Origin of the sequence: Novosphingobium percolationis (genome assembly GCF_020179425.1) — a bacterium.
Lineage (GTDB): Bacteria > Pseudomonadota > Alphaproteobacteria > Sphingomonadales > Sphingomonadaceae > Novosphingobium > Novosphingobium percolationis.
Genome location: NZ_JAILYM010000001.1, coordinates 952,981 through 970,352, shown reverse-complemented (window position 1 = coordinate 970,352; position 17,372 = coordinate 952,981). Strand labels below are relative to the sequence as shown.

12 protein-coding genes and 1 pseudogene are annotated in these 17,372 nt (G+C 65.9%); 8 read left to right on the top strand and 5 right to left on the bottom strand.

Annotation, left to right across the window (positions count from 1 at the left end; all coding sequences use genetic code 11):
- Positions 1–261: 261 nt before the first annotated feature.
- The 4 genes from K3A84_RS04415 to K3A84_RS04400 all read left to right on the top strand — a co-directional run bounded on the left by K3A84_RS04415 (position 262) and on the right by K3A84_RS04400 (position 9,114).
- The gene (locus K3A84_RS04415) at positions 262–2,880 is read left to right on the top strand and encodes a porin family protein (protein WP_225008080.1); all 2,619 of its coding nucleotides are present in this window, start codon (positions 262–264) and stop codon (positions 2,878–2,880) included.
- Between the two features lie 65 nt (positions 2,881–2,945).
- Positions 2,946–7,541: an AMP-binding protein gene (locus K3A84_RS04410; RefSeq protein WP_225008079.1), complete on the top strand. Its 4,596-nt coding sequence runs from the start codon at positions 2,946–2,948 to the stop codon at positions 7,539–7,541.
- A 19-nt stretch (positions 7,542–7,560) separates the two neighbouring features.
- The gene (locus tag K3A84_RS04405) at positions 7,561–8,352 is read left to right on the top strand and encodes a 4'-phosphopantetheinyl transferase family protein (RefSeq protein ID WP_225008078.1); all 792 of its coding nucleotides are present in this window, start codon (positions 7,561–7,563) and stop codon (positions 8,350–8,352) included.
- Between the two features lie 306 nt (positions 8,353–8,658).
- Positions 8,659–9,114 (top strand): ferritin-like domain-containing protein, encoded by a 456-nt coding sequence (locus K3A84_RS04400; protein ID WP_225008077.1) that lies wholly within the window; start codon positions 8,659–8,661, stop codon positions 9,112–9,114.
- Between the two features lie 60 nt (positions 9,115–9,174).
- On the opposite strand, the gene K3A84_RS04395 is transcribed toward K3A84_RS04400, so the two are convergent.
- The 5 genes from K3A84_RS04395 to K3A84_RS04380 form a co-directional block, all read right to left on the bottom strand.
- Positions 9,175–9,501 carry a YnfA family protein gene (locus K3A84_RS04395; RefSeq protein WP_225008076.1) on the bottom strand — a complete coding sequence of 109 codons (327 nt, stop codon included), beginning with the start codon at positions 9,499–9,501 and terminating at the stop codon, positions 9,175–9,177.
- A gap of 8 nt (positions 9,502–9,509) precedes the next feature.
- Entirely contained in the window at positions 9,510–9,632 is a 123-nt protein-coding gene (locus K3A84_RS20315) for a hypothetical protein (protein WP_263626082.1), read from the bottom strand.
- Positions 9,633–9,721: 89 nt separating this feature from the next.
- The gene (locus K3A84_RS04390; protein WP_225008075.1) at positions 9,722–11,275 is read right to left on the bottom strand and encodes a TonB-dependent receptor plug domain-containing protein; all 1,554 of its coding nucleotides are present in this window, start codon (positions 11,273–11,275) and stop codon (positions 9,722–9,724) included.
- Positions 11,193–11,534 carry a Plug domain-containing protein gene (locus tag K3A84_RS04385; protein WP_318248279.1) on the bottom strand — a complete coding sequence of 114 codons (342 nt, stop codon included), beginning with the start codon at positions 11,532–11,534 and terminating at the stop codon, positions 11,193–11,195. The genes K3A84_RS04390 and K3A84_RS04385 overlap by 83 nt, the downstream gene beginning before the upstream one ends.
- A gap of 252 nt (positions 11,535–11,786) precedes the next feature.
- A complete protein-coding gene (locus K3A84_RS04380; RefSeq protein ID WP_225008073.1) occupies positions 11,787–12,425 on the bottom strand; it encodes a cation transporter in 639 nt (212 codons plus the stop codon).
- A gap of 65 nt (positions 12,426–12,490) precedes the next feature.
- On the opposite strand from K3A84_RS04380, the gene K3A84_RS04375 reads away from it, so the two are divergent.
- The 4 genes and pseudogenes from K3A84_RS04375 to K3A84_RS04360 all read left to right on the top strand — a co-directional run.
- A complete protein-coding gene (locus K3A84_RS04375) occupies positions 12,491–12,892 on the top strand; it encodes a MerR family transcriptional regulator (protein ID WP_225008072.1) in 402 nt (133 codons plus the stop codon).
- A gap of 309 nt (positions 12,893–13,201) precedes the next feature.
- On the top strand, positions 13,202–14,371 hold the full coding sequence (locus K3A84_RS04370; RefSeq protein WP_225008071.1) for a winged helix-turn-helix domain-containing protein: 1,170 nt from the start codon (positions 13,202–13,204) through the stop codon (positions 14,369–14,371).
- A 176-nt stretch (positions 14,372–14,547) separates the two neighbouring features.
- Positions 14,548–16,572 (top strand): ParB/RepB/Spo0J family partition protein, encoded by a 2,025-nt coding sequence (locus K3A84_RS04365; RefSeq protein WP_225008070.1) that lies wholly within the window; start codon positions 14,548–14,550, stop codon positions 16,570–16,572.
- Between the two features lie 154 nt (positions 16,573–16,726).
- Positions 16,727–17,353 (top strand): annotated as a pseudogene (locus K3A84_RS04360) (ArdC family protein); the annotation flags it as partial.
- Positions 17,354–17,372 lie beyond the last annotated feature (19 nt).

The following is a 17,372-nucleotide window of genomic DNA, read 5'->3' as shown; positions in this document are numbered from 1 at the left end:
TGCAACGCGGATAAGGTCGTGCCGACAGCGTTGATCGAGGACGATATTTTGCGCTGTCAGCGTGTCGTCAGCAACTCCTGCTAAGGCGGCTCTCAACGAGCAGCCAGAACGCCCAGTCGGGTGCTGAATGGTTCAAATCACGATGTTTTTGGGTTTGGCTGTCGCCAGCGGTGGGTCGTCAACGTTGGTCAAAGGTGCGTTCAATGACACCTGGTGTCGCAATGAGGTATCCCCACCGTGACGCGCCCGTTCGCAATTGGAATGAAGCGCTGGCTGTTTGCGCTTTCGCTGCTGGCGGGGGTGGCGCCACAGGCGTTGCTGGCGCAGCAGGCCGGTCCGGCAAGTGCTGCGGGTGATCGCGGCGTAAAGCCGGACGTGGCGCCGGCCCCGCCAGAGGACGATGCGGGCGAGGGCGACGATCCCGAGATCGTCGTGACCGGCCATCAGGCCCCGCGCGGGGCGGCGGTCGGCGATGTCCAGCCCGACGTGCAGTTCTCCCGCGGGACCATTCGCGCGTTCGGCATCAATTCGATGTCTGAGCTGTTGCAGGAACTGGCCCCGCAGATCCGCAGCGCGCAAGGGCGTGGCGGCGAACAGACCGTCATCCTGCTCAACGGACGGCGCACGACGGGCCTGTCCGAAGTGCGCGACATTCCTGCCGAGGCAATTTCACGCGCAGAGATCCTGCCCGAGGAAGTGGCGCTGAAATATGGCTATCCGGCCGATCAACGCGTGGTCAACATCGTGCTGCGCAAGCGTTTCCACGCACTGATCGCCGAAGCAGGCGATCGGCTGTCCACCGACGGCGGACGGAACGCCGTCGATCCGGGGCTGGTCTATCTCGACATCAAGCATGATCGCCGGGTCAACATCGCAGTGCAATACCAGCATGCCGACGCCTTGCTGGAAAGCGAACGGTCTCTGCCGCCGTTCGCGCCGCGTCGTCCCTATGACCTTGTCGGCAACGTTACCGCGCTCACCCCATCGGGCGAGATCGACCCCGCGCTGGGCGCGCTGGCCGGGCAAGCCGTGACCATCGCCGGGGCGCCGACCATCGCTGCCAGCCGCCCGCTCGCGCTGGGCGATTTCGTGGCGGGGGCCAACCGCGCGAATGTCACGGACACGACGCCCTATCGCACCCTGCTTCCTTCCAGCGAGCGCGGTTCGATCAACGCGTCCTACAGCCGCAACGTGTTCGGCAATGTCGCCGCCACGCTCAACGGCCGTCTGGAAGCGAGCGACGATGTCGCGCTGCTCGGCCTGCCGAGGACGAAGCTGACTCTGCCCGAAGGCTCGGCCTTTTCGCCCTTCGCCAACGATGTCGCGGTCTATCGCTATGCGGACACCGCGCCGCTTACCCGGCGCACCAAAGACCTCGACGGGCATCTCGGGCTGACGCTGAACAGCCACGCGGGGACCTGGCAATGGTCGCTTTCGGGAATCTGGGATCACACCGAGGAGCGCACCCGGATGGTCGGCCGGATCGATCCGGCGGCAATCGACGCCGGGCTGGCGGCGCATGATCCCACGGTGAACCCCTTTGGCACGTTCGACCCTGCCCTGCTGCTGGCGCAGATGCCCGACACCACCCGCCTGATCGACAACACTGGCGGGGTCGATGCCATGATCAACGGCTCGCCGCTCCATCTGCCTGCGGGCAAGGTTCTGACCAGCCTGCGCCTGGGCGCGACCTGGTCGGCGCTGGACGGGCAGGCCGTGCGCGGCGGCGTGACGCAAATCAGCGCGGCCTCGCGCAGTGATACGAGCGGGCAATTGAGCATCGACGTGCCGATCACCAGCCGCCGCAACAATGTGATGGCGGCGCTGGGCACGCTGTCGCTCAACGCGAACGTCGCTGTCCACCGACTTTCCGATCTCGGCACGCTCTGGACGTTCGGCTATGGCCTTGTCTGGTCGCCGGTCCAGCCGCTGCGGATCATCGCCTCGATGACCGAGGAGGACGGCGCGCCATCGCTCGTGCAGATCGGCGCGCCCGTCCTGACGACGCCCAATGCCCGCCTGTTCGATTTCGCACAGGGCGAGTCTGCGGAGGTTTCGCGCATCGAAGGCGGCAATGCCGCGCTCGTCGCCGACAACCGCCACGTGTTCAAGGTTGGCGCGACATGGAAGCCGGGCTGGGGCGGGGGGCTGTCGCTGACCGCCAACTATGTCCATGCCCGCACGCGGGATGCCGTGGCTGCGCTGGCGGTGACACCCGCGCTGGAGGCCGCCTTTCCCGATCGTTTCGTGCGCGATGCCGCCGGAATGCTGACCCGCTTCGATGCGCGACCTGTCAATGTCGCCCGCGACAGCCGCGAGGAGCTGCGCTGGGGCGTCAACTGGCTGAAGGCCATCGGCGGGACGGGGGCAGCGACAGGCCGCGTGCCAGGCCTGCGCAAGAACACGAACCGTCTGTCCTTCGCGCTCTACCACACCTGGCGCCTGCGGCATGACGTGCGCCTGCGCGCCGGCCTGCCCGTGCTCGACCTGCTGCACGGCGATACCCTGGCCATGACTGGCGGCGATCCCCGGCACGAGATCGAGGCGCAGGCAGGTTTTGCCCGCGATGGCCTTGGCCTGCGCCTTTCGGCCAACTGGCGCGGCGCGACGGCGGTGCGAGGGGGCGGCGCATCGGACCTGGCATTTGGCGATCTTGCGACCGCCAACCTGCGCCTGTTCGCCAACCTCGGCCAGCAGACGGCGCTGGCGCGCGCGCATCCCTGGCTGGACGGCGTGAAGCTTACGCTTGCGGTCGACAACCTGTTTAACGCCCGGCCGCGCGTGACCGGCGCGCAAGGGGCGACGCCTTACGTCTACCAGCCCGTGCTTCTCGACCCGCTCGGCCGCACCATTCGGTTCAGCCTCCGTAAGACCTTCTGACGACCGCCGCCCGAATTCCGGATCAACCGGCGCAGGGAAGCGCCCTGACTTCAAGGACAGACAGCGTGCATCAGACCGCCATCCTGCATTCGGCCTATGCCGAACCGCCGCTCGCCGAACGGCTGGCCGACTGGACCGAAGCCTGGAAGCGCGGGGAGGCGTTGGGTCAGCGCATCGCGCGCGAATTGCACTTCACGACGCTGCTCGACCTGCTGCCCAGCGGCGGCAACAAGCGTGCGCTGACCGGCACCGCCGCGCGTGGCCTCCATTCGCTGTCGTTCGCGCGGCTCCACGATTTCCTGAGCGATGGCGCGCCGTTCCGGGATCTGGCGCTGCGGCCGGGTGATCGCTGCGCCATCGCGTTACCCGAAGGGCCGGAACTGGCGGTCTGCCTGCTGGCCATGAGCATGCGCTGCACCGTGGTGCCGATGAATCCGTGGAACCCCGACGGCGAAATCGCCGCTGACCTTGCCGAAACCGGGGCGAAGGCGGTGATCGTGCCGGTGGGCGCGGATTTCGACCACATCCGCCGCAGCGCGCGCGTCTGCGGGGTCGCCGTGATCGATCTTGTCCGCCAGCCCCAGGAGACCGGCCTGTTTGACCTGTCGTCGGGCGAGCTGCCCCCGACCAGCGCCGAGCGCTGGGGCCGCTGCTTCAACGGACCCGACGACATCGCGCTTGAACTGTTCACCTCGGGCACGTCGGGGCGCAAGAAGCTGGTGCCCATCGCCTTGCGCGACGTGTGCGTGGGCGCGGCCTGCATCGCCGCCGCGCTGGAACTGGGGCCGCAGGATCGCGGCTACAACATGATGCCGCTGTTCCACGTCGGCGGTATCGTCCGCAATCTTTTCGCGCCGCTGCTGGCGGGCAGCGGCATGATCTATTCCGACGGCTTCGACGCGGCGATGTTCTGGGATGAACTGGCCAGCGGCGCGGGCTTCACCTGGTACTACGCTTCGCCCACGATGCACGACAGCATCCTGATCGAAGGCGAGCGCCGCCCCGATTGCGCGCGCAGCCTGCGCTTCATCTGCAACGCGGCGGGCGATCTGCTGCCTTCCACCGCCGAGCGGCTGCGCGCGCGTTTCGACGCCACGATCCTGCCCGGCTACGGCATGACCGAATGCATGCCCATCGCTTGTCCGCCGCTCGATTACCGGCTGGAGCGCCGGGGGGCGAGCGGCCGGGTGCTCGGACCGGACGTCGCCATCCTGGATGATGCGGGCCAGACAGCGCCCGTGGGCGTGGCCGGGCGCATCATGCTGCGCGGCGCGCCGCTGGCGCGCATCGTGCAGGACCAGCCGGGGCCGGGCGAGCCGATCATCCCGCAAGGCTGGTTCGATACCGGCGACCTTGGCCGCTTCGACGAGGACGGCTTCCTCTACATCGTCGGGCGCGGCAAGGACGTGATCAAGCGCGGTGGGGAAACCATCGCGCCGGCGGAAATCGAGGATGTACTGGTCGGCCATCCCGATATCCGGGCGGCGCTGGCCTTCGCCGTGCCGCACGCCATGCTGGGCGAAACGGTGGGCTGCGTGATCGTTCCGCGCAACGGGCGGCGCGTCGATCTCGAAACGCTGGCGCCGCATCTTTCGCGGCACCTGTCGCCCGCCAAGTGGCCGGTCCTTGCCGTCTACATGGACGAACTGCCCAAGAACGCGACCGGCAAGCTGCTGCGCGTGCGCCTTGCCGCGCGTCTCGGCATCGACATAGTGGACGAAAAGGCGCCTGCCCGCGCGCGGTTATTGACCGCGCAATGCCCGCCCAGGGGCGCGCCGCTGGCCGAGCCCATCCCGGCGCAGGCCATCGACGTTTCGGTGACGCACATCGAAGCTGCGCTGCGTGCGGTATGCCCGGCAGGCGCGGACGTAGTGGTCCACATCGGGCATTCGTGCGGGACGATCCGCGCGGGCGTCGCGGGCGCGGGGCTGGCAGAGGCCGACCTCAGGGCCCGCCTTCAGACCATGCTGCACGATTACCTCGTGCCGCGCTCGATTGCACTGCTCGACGCTTTCCCGCGTCATGCTGTGTCGGGCGAGATCGACACCGATCAGTTGCTCGCGCTGCTGGAAAAGCCGCAACCGGGCGCCGTGACGCCCGCCGACGCGGTCGAAGCCTTCATCCTCGACGAATGGCGCAAGTGTCTGGGCCAGGACCGCGACGTCTTTCTCGACAGCGATTTCTTCGACGATCTGGGCGGGGATTCGCTCACCGCGGTGCGCATCATCGCCGATGTGCGCAAGCAATACGGCATCGCGCTGACACCCACCGCGATCTTTCGCCACCGCACCATCGGCGAACTTGCCAAGGCGGTGCGCGCCGCCGTCGCCGCGCAGGCGGCCGATGCCGATACGGCGATCCCGGACGCGGCGAGCGCGCGGCACGAAGGCCCGGCCGCAAGATCGCAGTCGAGGCTGACCACGCTGGCGATCCAGCTCCTGCCCCTGGCGCTGCTGGCGCCCGCGCTCCGGCTCGGGCAGTTCATCTGCTGGATCTTCGTGTGGTGGTATATGCGCGCGGACCTTGGTCTGCGCGGGGCGTGGGTCATGTTTGCCGCGCTGGCAGTGGCAAGTGCACTGCGCAATGTCGCCGGGCCGCTCGGCGCGATAGCGGCCAAATGGCTGCTGATCGGCCGCTATCGCGCGGGGCCTGCGCCGCTTTGGGGGCACTATTATTTGCGCTGGTGGCTGGTGCGCCAGATCCAGAACACCGCCGGGCTGGGCGTGTTCACGATGTCGTATCCGCTCACCGCGCTCTATTATCGCCTGATGGGCGCGCGCGTCGGGAGCGAAACCCGCATCGCGGTCAACGCCGATCTGGGCGAGTTCGATCTGCTGACCATCGGCGACATGGTCTGCATCGACGAAAGCGCCATCGTGCGTCCCTTCGCGCTCGAAGGCGGGGCGATGGACCTGAAGCCGATCATCGTCGGCGCAAACGTCTCGATCGGGACGCGCGCAACGATCGTGCCGGGCACCGTGCTGCCCGCCGATACCGAGATCGCGCCGCTGGGCACGTCGGACAATCCCAAGGCGCGCAACCAGGGCACGCGCGGCCTGTCGCGCGCGCTGCTCTATGATCCGCCGCTCTGGCTCAAGGGCGTGGGGACGGTCATCAAGGGCGCGGTCATGCTGGCCGCGTGGGTTCCGGTGGTGCTGCTGATGCACCACTACCTTGCCGGGATCATGGTCAAGGCGGGGCACCTGGCCGGGCCGGTCGACCTGCTGGTGCGCATGTTCAATCCGGGCCGCCTGATCGTTTCGTCGGCGGTGCTGGTGGCGTCCGCGCTGGTCACGCCGTTCCTCTATCTGGCCGGGGTGATCGCGGTGAAGTGGACCGTGATCGGCCGCTTCCGCGCCGAAGCCGACGTGCATCGCCCCTGGCCAATGTTCGAACGCTGGCTGATGTGGCAACTGCTGCCTGACGGGCGCTTTGGCGGTGTCGCACCGCTGCTCGGTTCGAACTTCGCCGCGATCAGCGTGATCTACCGCCTGCTCGGCGCGAAAGTCGGCAAGCGCATCTACTGGCCCGGCTCGGGCAACGTGATGACCGAGTACGACCTGTTCGAATGCGGCGACGACGTGACCTTCGGCTCGCGCTCCACCTACCTGATGACCAGTGCCAACGGCACGCAGCCGATCCGCATCGAGCCGGGCGCCAACGTGGCCGACCGCTGCGTGCTGGCGCCGGGCGTGGTCGTCAGCCGCAACGCCGTGTTCGGCTCGGGCACGTTCGCCCCAGAGGGCTTCGTCGCCCCGGCGGGATCGACGTGGATCGGGCAGGATGGCCGCGAAGCGCCGATCGAACTGGAAGCAGCGACCACGCGCCGCATCGAAGCGCCCACGCTGCGCCCCTATGGCCGCGCGATGTATCAGGGCGAGGCGAACTATGCCGTCTGGCCGCTCGCTGCGCACATCGCCTTCAACATCGCGTGGGCGGCCTTCGCGGCGCTCTGGCGCACCGCGCCGATGATCGCCGCGCTGCTGCTGACCCGCAGCGTGCTGATCGCCGAAGGTCCGGGCCTGCGCAACACCACCGACATCGTGCTGCTGCTGGAGGGCTTCTACGTCCCGCTCCATCTGGCCTTTGCCTTCGGTGCGCTGGGCGTGCTGGTGGCGACCAAGTGGCTGATCATCGGCCGGCGCGTCGAAGGCGAGCACTTCTGGACGCAGTCCTCCTATTGCCAGCGCTGGAAGATCCACTCGGTCATCTCGTCGCTGTCCAGCGGCTGGTTCGGCACGCGCGATGTGCTGGCCTTCCTTGAAGGCTCGGCCTTCCTCGTCTGGTACTTCCGCGCCGAAGGGGCGAGGATCGGTCGCAACGTGTGCCTCTATCCCAATGGCGCCGACCCGATGATGGAAGAGCCGGAATTCCTCCACATCGGCGATGGCGTGTGCATCGACCAGGCCGTGCTGATCGCGCACCTCAACACGCGCGGCGAATGGATGATGGGGCCGATCGAGATCGGGCCGCGCGCCTGCCTGCGCACTGCCTCGCGCGTGATGATGATGAGCACGGTGGGCGAAGGCGCCACCCTGCTTGAAGGGACGCTGGTGCTGGCGGGCGATTCCAGCGGGCCTGCGTCCACCTGGCAGGGCTGGCCTGGCGAGGCGATCGGACCGGCGGCCCAGCGGCAACGGGCGCAGGCCGTGGCCGCCTGACCGCCGGGGCGTGGTAAGCATGAGGAAGGTGCTTCCTGCTTTGCCCGCGCTGTCGGGCCTTCCGAGGCTCGGCGAAGGTCCGATTCCCGCGCCCGGCCCGTGCGATGTCCACGTCTGGCGGTACGATCATACCGCAGACATCGACGACGCGCGCCTTGTCGCTCTGGCCGCGATGCTTTCGCCCGACGAGATCGCACGCAGCACGGCCTTGCGCGATGCGCGGCGGCGGCAGTTCGTGGTGGGGCGGGCGCTGTGTCGCCATGTCCTGTCGCGCTATGCGCAGGTTCCGCCGCAGGACTGGCGTTTCGCGCTTGGCGATCGGGGCAAGCCGTCGATTGCAGCGCCGGCGCTGGCCTCGCCGCTGTGGTTCAGCCTGTCCCACGCTGATGGCGTCAGCGTCTGCGCGGTCACCGGTGCAGGGCCGGAGATTGGCATCGACATCGAATCTGTCGTAGCCGGCAGGGACGCACTCGACGTCGCCGTGCAGTTCTTTCCCGAAGCAGAGGCGCACGCCCTGCGCGAGCTTCCGCCCATGCAGCGCGAGGAACGGTTCGTCCAACTCTGGGCTCTCAAGGAAAGCTATGTGAAAGCGCGGCAAATCAGCCTTGCCGATGGGCTTGGCGGCACGACCTTCGACCTGGCCCGACCGGACGACATCGGCGTGATCTTTGCCGATGCGCTCGGCGAACACGCACAAGAATGGCGATTCAGTCTTTTCCGCCTGGACGAAGCCCTGATTTTCGCTCTGGCTTTGCGCACCGACGCCACGGCGCCGCTACGGCTGCGAAGCGGAACCTGCCCGCTGTCCTAGCGATTCCCCTCGGGCTGGATCACGGAGAAATGCAGTTGCTCCGGTCACATATATGCAGAGGGTAAACCCGATGATTTCACCAGACCATCGCTCTCATGAAACTGGTTCCGACTGGGGCGCGCGGTCCGCCTAAGTAGGAGCCGACCCGGCAGGCTCCTGTCTGCGAGCAACAACAAGATGTTGGCATTTTTCCGTCTGCGGGATCTCGATTGAATCGCGTTGACAGAGGGGATGCGGTATCATGTGTCTTGGAGTTGGAGGCCGCCCTTTTCGTGAGGCGTGCGTCGGCCTGTTCGGGAGGCAGCGATGACTGAAAACGACAAGAAGGCTGCGATCGCCATTCTCAACCGTATCATGGAAGCGGAACTGGCGGGGGTCGTTCGCTACACGCATTATTCGCTCATGGTCTACGGCTACAACCGCATTCCCATCGTGTCCTGGCTGGAAGGCAACGCCTCCGAAGGCCTTGCCCACGCACGGAAGGCGGGTGAACTGGTCACCCTGCTCGGTGGGCACCCTTCGCTGCAGATTGGCCCGCTACTGGAAACGGCCAGGCACGACATCGGTGACATTTTGCGAGAGAGCCTTGAGCAGGAAAAGCTGGCTCTGGCCCTTTACTACGAGCTGCTTCAGGCTGCTGCCGACAAATCGGTGCTGCTCGAAGAATATGCGCGCGAAATGATCATGCTCGAGGAACTTCACCTCGACGATGTCAACAAGATGCTCCGCAAGCCGGGCGACGTGGAGGTTTTCGACGGTTGATCTGGAACGTGCGGGATCATCCCCGAGGTCATGTTTCAAGTTGGGGCGCCCCTGCGATCGCTACTTTCCTGTCGTTGGGGCTCCCAGACCGGAGAGGATGACAACAGCGCCGACAACGCAGATCAAGGATCCTATGAGATCCGTTGCCGTCGGCCTCTGGCCTTCGACCAGACCCAGCCACACTAAAGATGCAACAATGTAGATTCCGCCATAGGCCGCATAGGCCCGTCCCGCGTAGGCCGTTTCCACGCAGGTGAGCAACCACGCGAACGCGACCAGCGCCAGCATTCCGGGAATGGCGACTAACGCAGGCTTGCCGTTCTTCAGCCAGGCCCAGAAGGCGAAGCAACCCGCAATCTCGCAAAAAGCGGCACCGGCGTAGATCACTCAGAGCTTCAAACAGCAATCTCCGCGCTTTCTTCAAAGCTCGTCCCCGCCATGGCAACCGACGAACCTGAGTTGACTTTGCAGTGATTGATCGCGGTGTCGAACACGGTGGGGCAGATGGATATCGGCATGAAGCAGGCGTCGCACGGCCCCCTCATGCGCATCAAGTTGCATGCCGCGCATTGTGGCTGACATGGCTGCCCTGGCGCAATCGGACCGATCAGTGCTCGCCGCCGCCGAAGCGTAGCCGGATGCCGCCATTCAGGGTGAAGCCCTCGAGCGGCGCCCAGGCATCGACAGTCCACCGACCGTCCGGCGCGCGCCGGGGGCGTAGCAGGCTGTCGTATCGGGTCTGTCGGATGCCGAGCAGGTTTTCGGCGTTAAGGAACAGGCGTGCCTTCCCGACAACGATTTCGCCAAGCAGGCCGACTTCAACATAGGGCTTCCCGCTGGTGCGGTAGGGGTTGTCCTCCAGCGGCTGCTTGCCGGTGTAGTAGACCTCCAGCCCCAGTCTGCCTTTGTCATGCTCCTCCCACATTGCCACCAGACCAGCGGTATGCCTGGGCGTGAGTGGAACGGCACGCCGCCCGAAGCCCTCGGGATCCGGCTCGGAGGCATCGACGTAGACGTAGCTGCCGGTCACCGTGTAGGCGCCCCGCCGATAGCGCAGTAGCATCTCGGAACCGCGTATCCGCGTTTGACCGGGAACATTGACCAGACGCACGCTGTTGGCGAGTTCCGCTGGGCCAACCGGCTGGATCCGTGTCGTATCGTTCATGTCCGAGGCGAAGAGGGTGATGTTGGCCTCGATCGCGCCTCGGGTATACCCGACATCGAGCGATCCGGTCGTGGCGGTTTCCGGCTTGAGCTTGCCCAGCGGCTCCAGCCGCGACAGGCCGGCCGCTTCGATCTCCTCGACGAACGGGGTGGGGGCATAGAAGCCGCGCCCGCCCGAAGCCCGGATCGTCCAGCGGCCGGGGCGATAGAGCAGCGACAGGCGCGGGCTGAACTGGGTGCCGTAGGTGCTGTGGAAATCAACCCGGGCGCTGCTGGACAGCGTGAGACGGCCCGTGATTTCCTGCTCCATCTGTCCGAACACGCCCGGTGCCTCGAACGCATAGTTGAAGGCCGGGTAGGTCTGCGAGTCGAAGCTGTCGCGCTGGTAGGCGGCTCCACCGACCCATGAGGTGCCGCCGCTCTTCCCGGCCAGCGAGACCTCGGCGAAAAGCGTGGTGTGGCGATCGTTTTCTTCGACATCGCCAAACACATGGCGGTGTTTTTGCGTCATCGCAGAGCCGCGCAGGTGCAGCGAAGTGGCATCGCCCACCGGGACTTGCGCGACCAGGCCGCCATCGAACCGGTCGGTATCCTGTGCCTGCACGAAGGCGCGGCCATCGGGCGTGGTCTTGCCCGGCAGGGTGCCGCCTTCGCGCTGCTCGGTCATGGCGCCCGCGGTCAGAAAGGCACTGGCGCCACCTGCCCCTTCCCAGAACAGGCGCGGACGCACGCTCCAGCGCTGGTAGGCCGCCATGTCGATCCATCCGTCGCCGTCGATGTCCTGCCGGGTCTGGCGGTGATGGCCGCCGGTGAGCGAAGCGCCCACCCCCTGCGCGATGGGCGCCGCGGTGTAGACGGTGGCATCCTGCCCGCCGCGCGATGCTGCATTGAGCAGCACCTCGGCCTCCGGCACGTCACCCGGCCGCCGCGAGACAAGATTGATCATGCCGCCAAGCGCCGAAGGCCCATAGAGCGCCGACGCGGCGCCCTTGATCACCTCGACCTGGCCCAGATGTCTGCGGGATCTGCAACAGCCCGAGCGACGACGCCTGCCCGCCGTAAAGCGGCAACCCGTCGGCGAGCAGCAGGGTATAGCGGCCGTCCATGCCCTGGACGCGGATATTGGCCGCCCCCAGGGCTGGCGACGTGACCTGCACCCTGAGGCCGCCGGTTTCGCTGAGGATCATGGCCACATTGCCCGGGCGCATCATCAGCTTTTCGTCGAGTTCGTCCTGATCGATCACTTCGACCCGCACGGGCTCATCCTGCAGGCGGCGGCCCGATCGCGTCGCCGGGTTCCTCGCCCATGTCTTCAGCCGGTTGCGGCACATTTGCGGGCGCTTGCTGGGCGAAGGCCTGGCACGGTGCCAGGGTTGGTGCCAGCGATGTGGCCGCGCACAGGGCAAGGCGGGAAAGGAAACGGATGAAACGATGCTCCGGGAGATGGATTGGCTTGATCGCGGGCGGATCCGCGTAAGTTCAGGCCACGTCTGGTCGGGGATAAAGGCTCAGGGCCTGCCGGGGCGGGCATCGCGCCATGCCGTCGCACCGGACGACAGCACACGCAACGCGGAACGGAGGAAGACGACGGCGATGATCGCGCCCACCGCGATATCCGGCCATGCCTCCCCGGTCGCTCCCACCAGCCCGGCGGCGATCAGGACGCCAAGATTGGCCGCGACATCGTTGCGCGAACATTCGAAGGTGCTGGCCATGTTGACGTTTTCGCGGCGAAAGCGCCACAGCAGCGCCAGGCAGACGAGATTGGCGGCAAGCGCCAGCGTGCCGAAACCCAGCATCAACGCCGAGGACGGCGGCACGCCGTTGACGATCTTGTCGGCAATTTCGACGATCACCGCGATGCCGAAGAGCAGGATGATGGCGCCCTTGGCCAATGCCGCCCCGGCTTCCCAGCGCGGGCCGCGATGAAGCGCATAGAGGCTGAGCGCATAGACCACCCCGTCGCCGAACATGTCGACCGAATCCGCCATCAGCGCTGTCGAGCGCGCAGCAAGGCCGCCGCCAAACTCGGCAATAAACATGGCGAAATTGATTGCCATGACGATCACGAGGACGCGCCGCTGGTCCGCCTTGCGGGCCAGTGCGGCGATGGTGTCGCCCTTCTTTGCGCAGCAGTCGTCAGCCATAGTGTCCGCCCTGTCCCATCGATCGGACTCGACCCATGCACCCTGAAGTCACTATAGGGTCAAGCATGAAGATCGGCGAATTGGGGCGTGCGACGGGCACAAGCGTGGAGACGATCCGCTTCTATGAGGCGGAAGGTCTGCTGCCTGCACCCGCGCGCAATGCTGCCAACTACCGGGTCTACGAACTTGCACATCTCGAACGGCTGTCGTTCATCAAGCGTTCGCGCGATCTGGGCTTCACGCTCGATCAGGTGCGCGAACTTCTACGGCTCGCCGACGATCCCGGTAATTCCTGCGCCGGGGTCGATGTCATTACCGCCCGGCATGTGGCCGAAATCGACCGCAAGCTGGCCGATCTCACCGCCCTGCGCGGCGAACTTGTCCGCCGTCTCGACAGTTGCCAGGGGCCGATAATCGCCGACTGCCGCATCATCGAGGCACTTTCTCCGAAAAGTCGGGATGTGTGACCGTGACGGCTGATAGCGCGGCAAGGGGGCACTTGTATCCCGATGCGGCAGTCATGAGGCCCACTTCGGGCGCTCATTAACTCGCCATCACTGACCTGCGTCGCAAGGTCAACATTCGCTGATTGGCCGCCGTCGACGGGAAGCAAGTTTACGACAGGTTTCAACAGGAGGCATCAGCGGCGGGATAAGCCGCCGTGTCGTTGGCTGTCGCACGGTTCGTAATGCTTCTCGCACAACTGGCGACGGCGAGGCATTTCCTCGAAAATGGTCCCTTGACCGAGTTGGCGGGCATTTCCACTACGTTAGCGGATGAACATCGAGCGGTTAGATCTGTCCAGCGCACAGAGGACCGCCCTCCATGCGCAGGGTTTCGCGGCGAAGCGTCCGAAATCTGCTGGAACGGCCGCACTTCTACGGACCCTCAGTCGACTGCACCTGCACCAGATAGACAGTGTCAATGTCCTGGTGCGCGCGCACTACCTTCCGGCGTTTTCGCGGCTCGGCGACTACGATCGTGCCGCTCTCGACCGCCTTGTATGGGGGCCGAAGCGACAGCGATGTATGTTCGAGTACTGGGCGCACGAGGCGTCGCTGTTACCCTTCGATATGTACCCCCTTCTGCGCTGGCGGATGACGCAGGCCGATCGGGGGCAGGCGGGTTGGACAGGGTTGCGGCTCTACGCGACCGAACGCCGCGCCGAGGCGATGGCATTGCTCGACCAGATCAGGATCGAGGGACCACTGGCCGCGTCAGAGTTTGCCGCGCACACACGCCAGTCGGGCTGGTGGGAATGGAACGATACCAAGCGCGCGCTGGAGTGGTTGTTCTGGGCTGGGCATATCACTACGGCGACGCGCCGCAGCACCTTTGAGCGCGTCTACGATCTTACCGAACGTGTCATACCCCCAGCCGTATTGTCGGCAGCGGTGCCCGATGAAGCCGACGCGCATCGAGCGCTGATCGACCGCGCCGCGCTTACCCACGGTATCGCTACCTCTGCCGAATTGCGCGACTATTTCCGCCAACCACCTCAGGCTGCGCGAGTGGCCATCGAGAGCCTTGTCGACGAAGGCGTGCTCCGGCAGGTGCATGTGGAGGGCTGGGGCCACGCTTGGCTGCACCGCGATGCGCGCATCCCGCGCCGGATCGAGGCGCGGGCCTTGTTGGCGCCGTTCGATCCTCTCGTCTGGCAGCGCGACCGAGCGGAACGCCTGCACGGCTTTCGCTACCGCATCGAGGTCTATGTGCCTGCCGAAAAGCGGGTGCATGGCTATTACGTTTTGCCATTCCTGCTCGGCGACCGTCTGGTAGGACGGGTCGGCCTCAAGGCAGACCGGCAAAACGCGAGACTGCTGGTGCGCTCGGTGCAATTCGAGCCCGTTGCTCCCGACCATGCACGGGATGCGTTGCACGCGGAACTGGTCACCACGGCGCAGTGGTTGGGACTGGATGACGTCATGTGGCAGGAGATCAGTTGATCGATCTCGGCGTGACGGCATTTTAAGGACAAGCGTTGGCTTGAGTTTCGCCCGCCTCGGAGCATGCAACTGAGTGCATAGGCGGCAGATGCATAGAGAGGAGGGAGCTTTGAGGCTCTCGAGCCGGATGTTGCCGATGATCGGCGCGCCAGGGCTCGAAAGTCAGGAGCCACCCCATGATCTCTTCGATTCCGTTGAACAAGCTCGGGCCTTCGCCGCGCAACGTGCGTAAGCACGCCGACATTGCGGCAGACGCCGAACTCAAGGCCAGCATCGCTGCCGTCGGTCTTTTGCAGAACCTCGTCGTCCGGCCTGCGCCCAAGGGGCGCTACACCGTCGAGGCGGGCGAACGGCGACGGCAGGCCATGCTGGCGCTCGCAGAAGATGGCAAGTTGTTGCGCGATCACCCTGTCTCATGCCTCGTGATTGATCCGGCCAATGCGAGCGCATCCGAGGCAAGCCTTGCCGAGAATTTCCACCGGCTCAACATGAACCCCGCCGATGAGGCGCAGGCCTTCGCGACGCTCGTATCCGAAGGCGCGAGCGTCGAGGATATTGCCCGTCGCTTCGGGCTGACGGTACGATTTGTCGAGGGCCGCCTGCGGCTGGCAACGCTGGCACCGGTCGTGTTCGATGCCCTTGCCGCAGGCGACATCACGCTCGATCTCGCCAAAGCCTATGGCGCGACGTCCGACCAGGAAATCCAGGCACGCGTCTTCGAGCAGGCTGCCTCGTCGTACTATCGCACGACCCCGGACAGCATCCGGCGGATGGTCCTTGCCGATACCGTGCGGGGCAGCGATCCGCGTGCGCGTCTCGTCGGCAACGAGGCATACCTTGTCGCCGGCGGCCGGATCGAGCGCGAGTTGTTCGACGATGTCGATAACGAAACCTGGCTCGATGTCGCGCTGCTTGAGCAGCTAGCGACCGAACGGATGGAAGCTGAGGCCAGGGCCGTTGCCGAAGCGAACGGCCTCGCCTGGGTCCGGCCGACGCTTGACCCCTATGCCAGCCATGATCTCATCACCGGACTGGTCCGACTGCCTACTGACGACGCACCCCTCTCGGACGACGAGGTGGCACGGCTCGAGGTGCTCGATGCGGCCTATGACGTGCAGGCCGCCGTACTCGAAGACGAAGACAGCGATGACGATGCGGTCGCGGCCGCCGAAGAGCAGATCGACCGGATCGACAGCGAAGCGCGCGCCATCCGCAATCGCCCGCCGGTCCTGGCACCGGACCTGCGGGCCGAAGCGGGCATGATCCTGACGCTGGGGCGCGATGGCACGCCGGTTCTTCAGCCGGTCTTCTATGGTGAGCGTCAGGAACAGCCGGGTGATGCGATTGGCGATGAGGGTGGGCTCGTCCGGGACCCCGAGGCACGGGTTTCGCACCGGTCGTCCCTGTCGAAGCGCCTGGTCGATGAACTGGCCATGCAGCGCCGTGATGTCCTGGCGCTTCACATTGCGTCGGACCCGGCTCTGGCCATGGACCTCATGGTCTTCCTTCTGGCCGATGCCGATACGGCCGACTGGAGCCGGGGTTCGCCTTCGACGCTGCGTGGCGGAACGCCGACTGGTCCGATCTTTGGCTTTGAGCCTGCCGACGCGCCGGCCAGTGCGGCGCTGAGCGAGGTTCGTGCCGGTCTTGTCGAAAGCTGGCGCGCGGGCGCAAGCGTCGCCGCCCGTTTCGATCTGTACCGCGCACTCGACGACGAGGCGCGGGCCAACTGGCTGGGATACGTCGTCGGCCGGACGCTGGAAGCGAGCCTCAACCTCGATGGCGACCGCCGGATCGCGTTCCACGACCATCTGGGTAAGCTCGTTGGTATCGACATGGCGCGCTGGTGGCGTCCGACCGCCGCCAACTACTTCGATCGCGTCTCCAAACAGGTGATCCTCGATGCGCTAGGGCTGATCGGCGGCGCCGAGCTTTCAGCGCGCTTTGCGACCGTCAAGAAACGCGACCTCGCCATGAGCGCCGAGCGCATCTTTGCCGGCACTTACATTACAGAGGTCGACGTGCGGGACCGGGCGCTTGCCTGGGTGCCCGATGTCATGCGGTTCGAGTCCATCGGCGTCATCGACGACTCCAGCGGGGATGATGTCGCGGATGATGACGCAGTGGGTGGCGGCGAACTCGCATGCCCTGGCGAGCAGTCGCATACGGACGAATCCATGCCTGATACCCGCGCGGCCTGACCCCTCCTGACAGGCGCGCAGGTGTAAACGGAAGCGGTCCTTTCCCGATCGGGAAGGGGCCGCTTCTTCGCATGGGATCAGAGGAGAGGTGGCCTTCCTCGAAGCGGGCTGGACGGGTGCGGTTGCCTGTCGGTCCGATCAGGAGGACACCATCATGACCAAGTTCGCTGCGCGCGAGACGCGCGAAAGTCCGGCGGCGCGCATCACCAGGGAGATCATCGCGCGTCTTGAGGCCGGGACCAAACCCTGGATCAAGCCCTGGCGTGGCACCACGACCTGTCGCCCCTTGCGCGCCTGCGGGGTCCCCTACCGCGGCGTGAATACGTTCTGGCTGTGGATGATCGCCGACATGGCGGGTTTCGTCTCGCCTTACTGGATGACGTACAAGCAGGCAGGTCAGTTGGGGGGGCAGGTCCGCTGCGGCGAGAAGTCAACGATCGCGGTCTTCTACAAGGCTTACGCGAAGGATGTGGAACAGCCGTCGACTGGTGAGCGGACCACCGAAGCGCGCCGCGTCCTGAAGGCTTATGCAGTCTTCAACGCCGATCAGGTCGATGGTTTGCCCGAGCGGTTCCATCCCGTCCCGGCGACCGTCGATGCCCCGGTCGAGGCCGAAGGGCGGCGTGACGAACTGGACGCCTTCTTTGAGGCGATCCCGGCACAGTTGCGGCATCACGGGGACGAAGCCTACTACGAGCCGATGATCGACCGGGTGACGATGCCGCCACCGGCGCTGTTCAGCGGCTACGACCACTACTATGCCACGCTTGCGCATGAGGTATGTAACATCGCAAGTGTCC

Bases quoted from the DNA above. Each gene is read 5' to 3' on its own strand.
- K3A84_RS04415 (WP_225008080.1), top strand. From the start codon at position 262: ATGAAGCGCTGGCTGTTTGCGCTTTCGCTGCTGGCGGGGGTGGCGCCA.
- K3A84_RS04405 (WP_225008078.1), top strand. From the start codon at position 7,561: ATGAGGAAGGTGCTTCCTGCTTTGCCCGCGCTGTCGGGCCTTCCGAGG.
- K3A84_RS04400 (WP_225008077.1), top strand. From the start codon at position 8,659: ATGACTGAAAACGACAAGAAGGCTGCGATCGCCATTCTCAACCGTATC.
- K3A84_RS20315 (WP_263626082.1), bottom strand. From the start codon at position 9,632: ATGCCGATATCCATCTGCCCCACCGTGTTCGACACCGCGATCAATCAC.
- K3A84_RS04380 (WP_225008073.1), bottom strand. From the start codon at position 12,425: ATGGCTGACGACTGCTGCGCAAAGAAGGGCGACACCATCGCCGCACTG.
- K3A84_RS04375 (WP_225008072.1), top strand. From the start codon at position 12,491: ATGAAGATCGGCGAATTGGGGCGTGCGACGGGCACAAGCGTGGAGACG.
- K3A84_RS04370 (WP_225008071.1), top strand. From the start codon at position 13,202: ATGAACATCGAGCGGTTAGATCTGTCCAGCGCACAGAGGACCGCCCTC.
- K3A84_RS04365 (WP_225008070.1), top strand. From the start codon at position 14,548: ATGATCTCTTCGATTCCGTTGAACAAGCTCGGGCCTTCGCCGCGCAAC.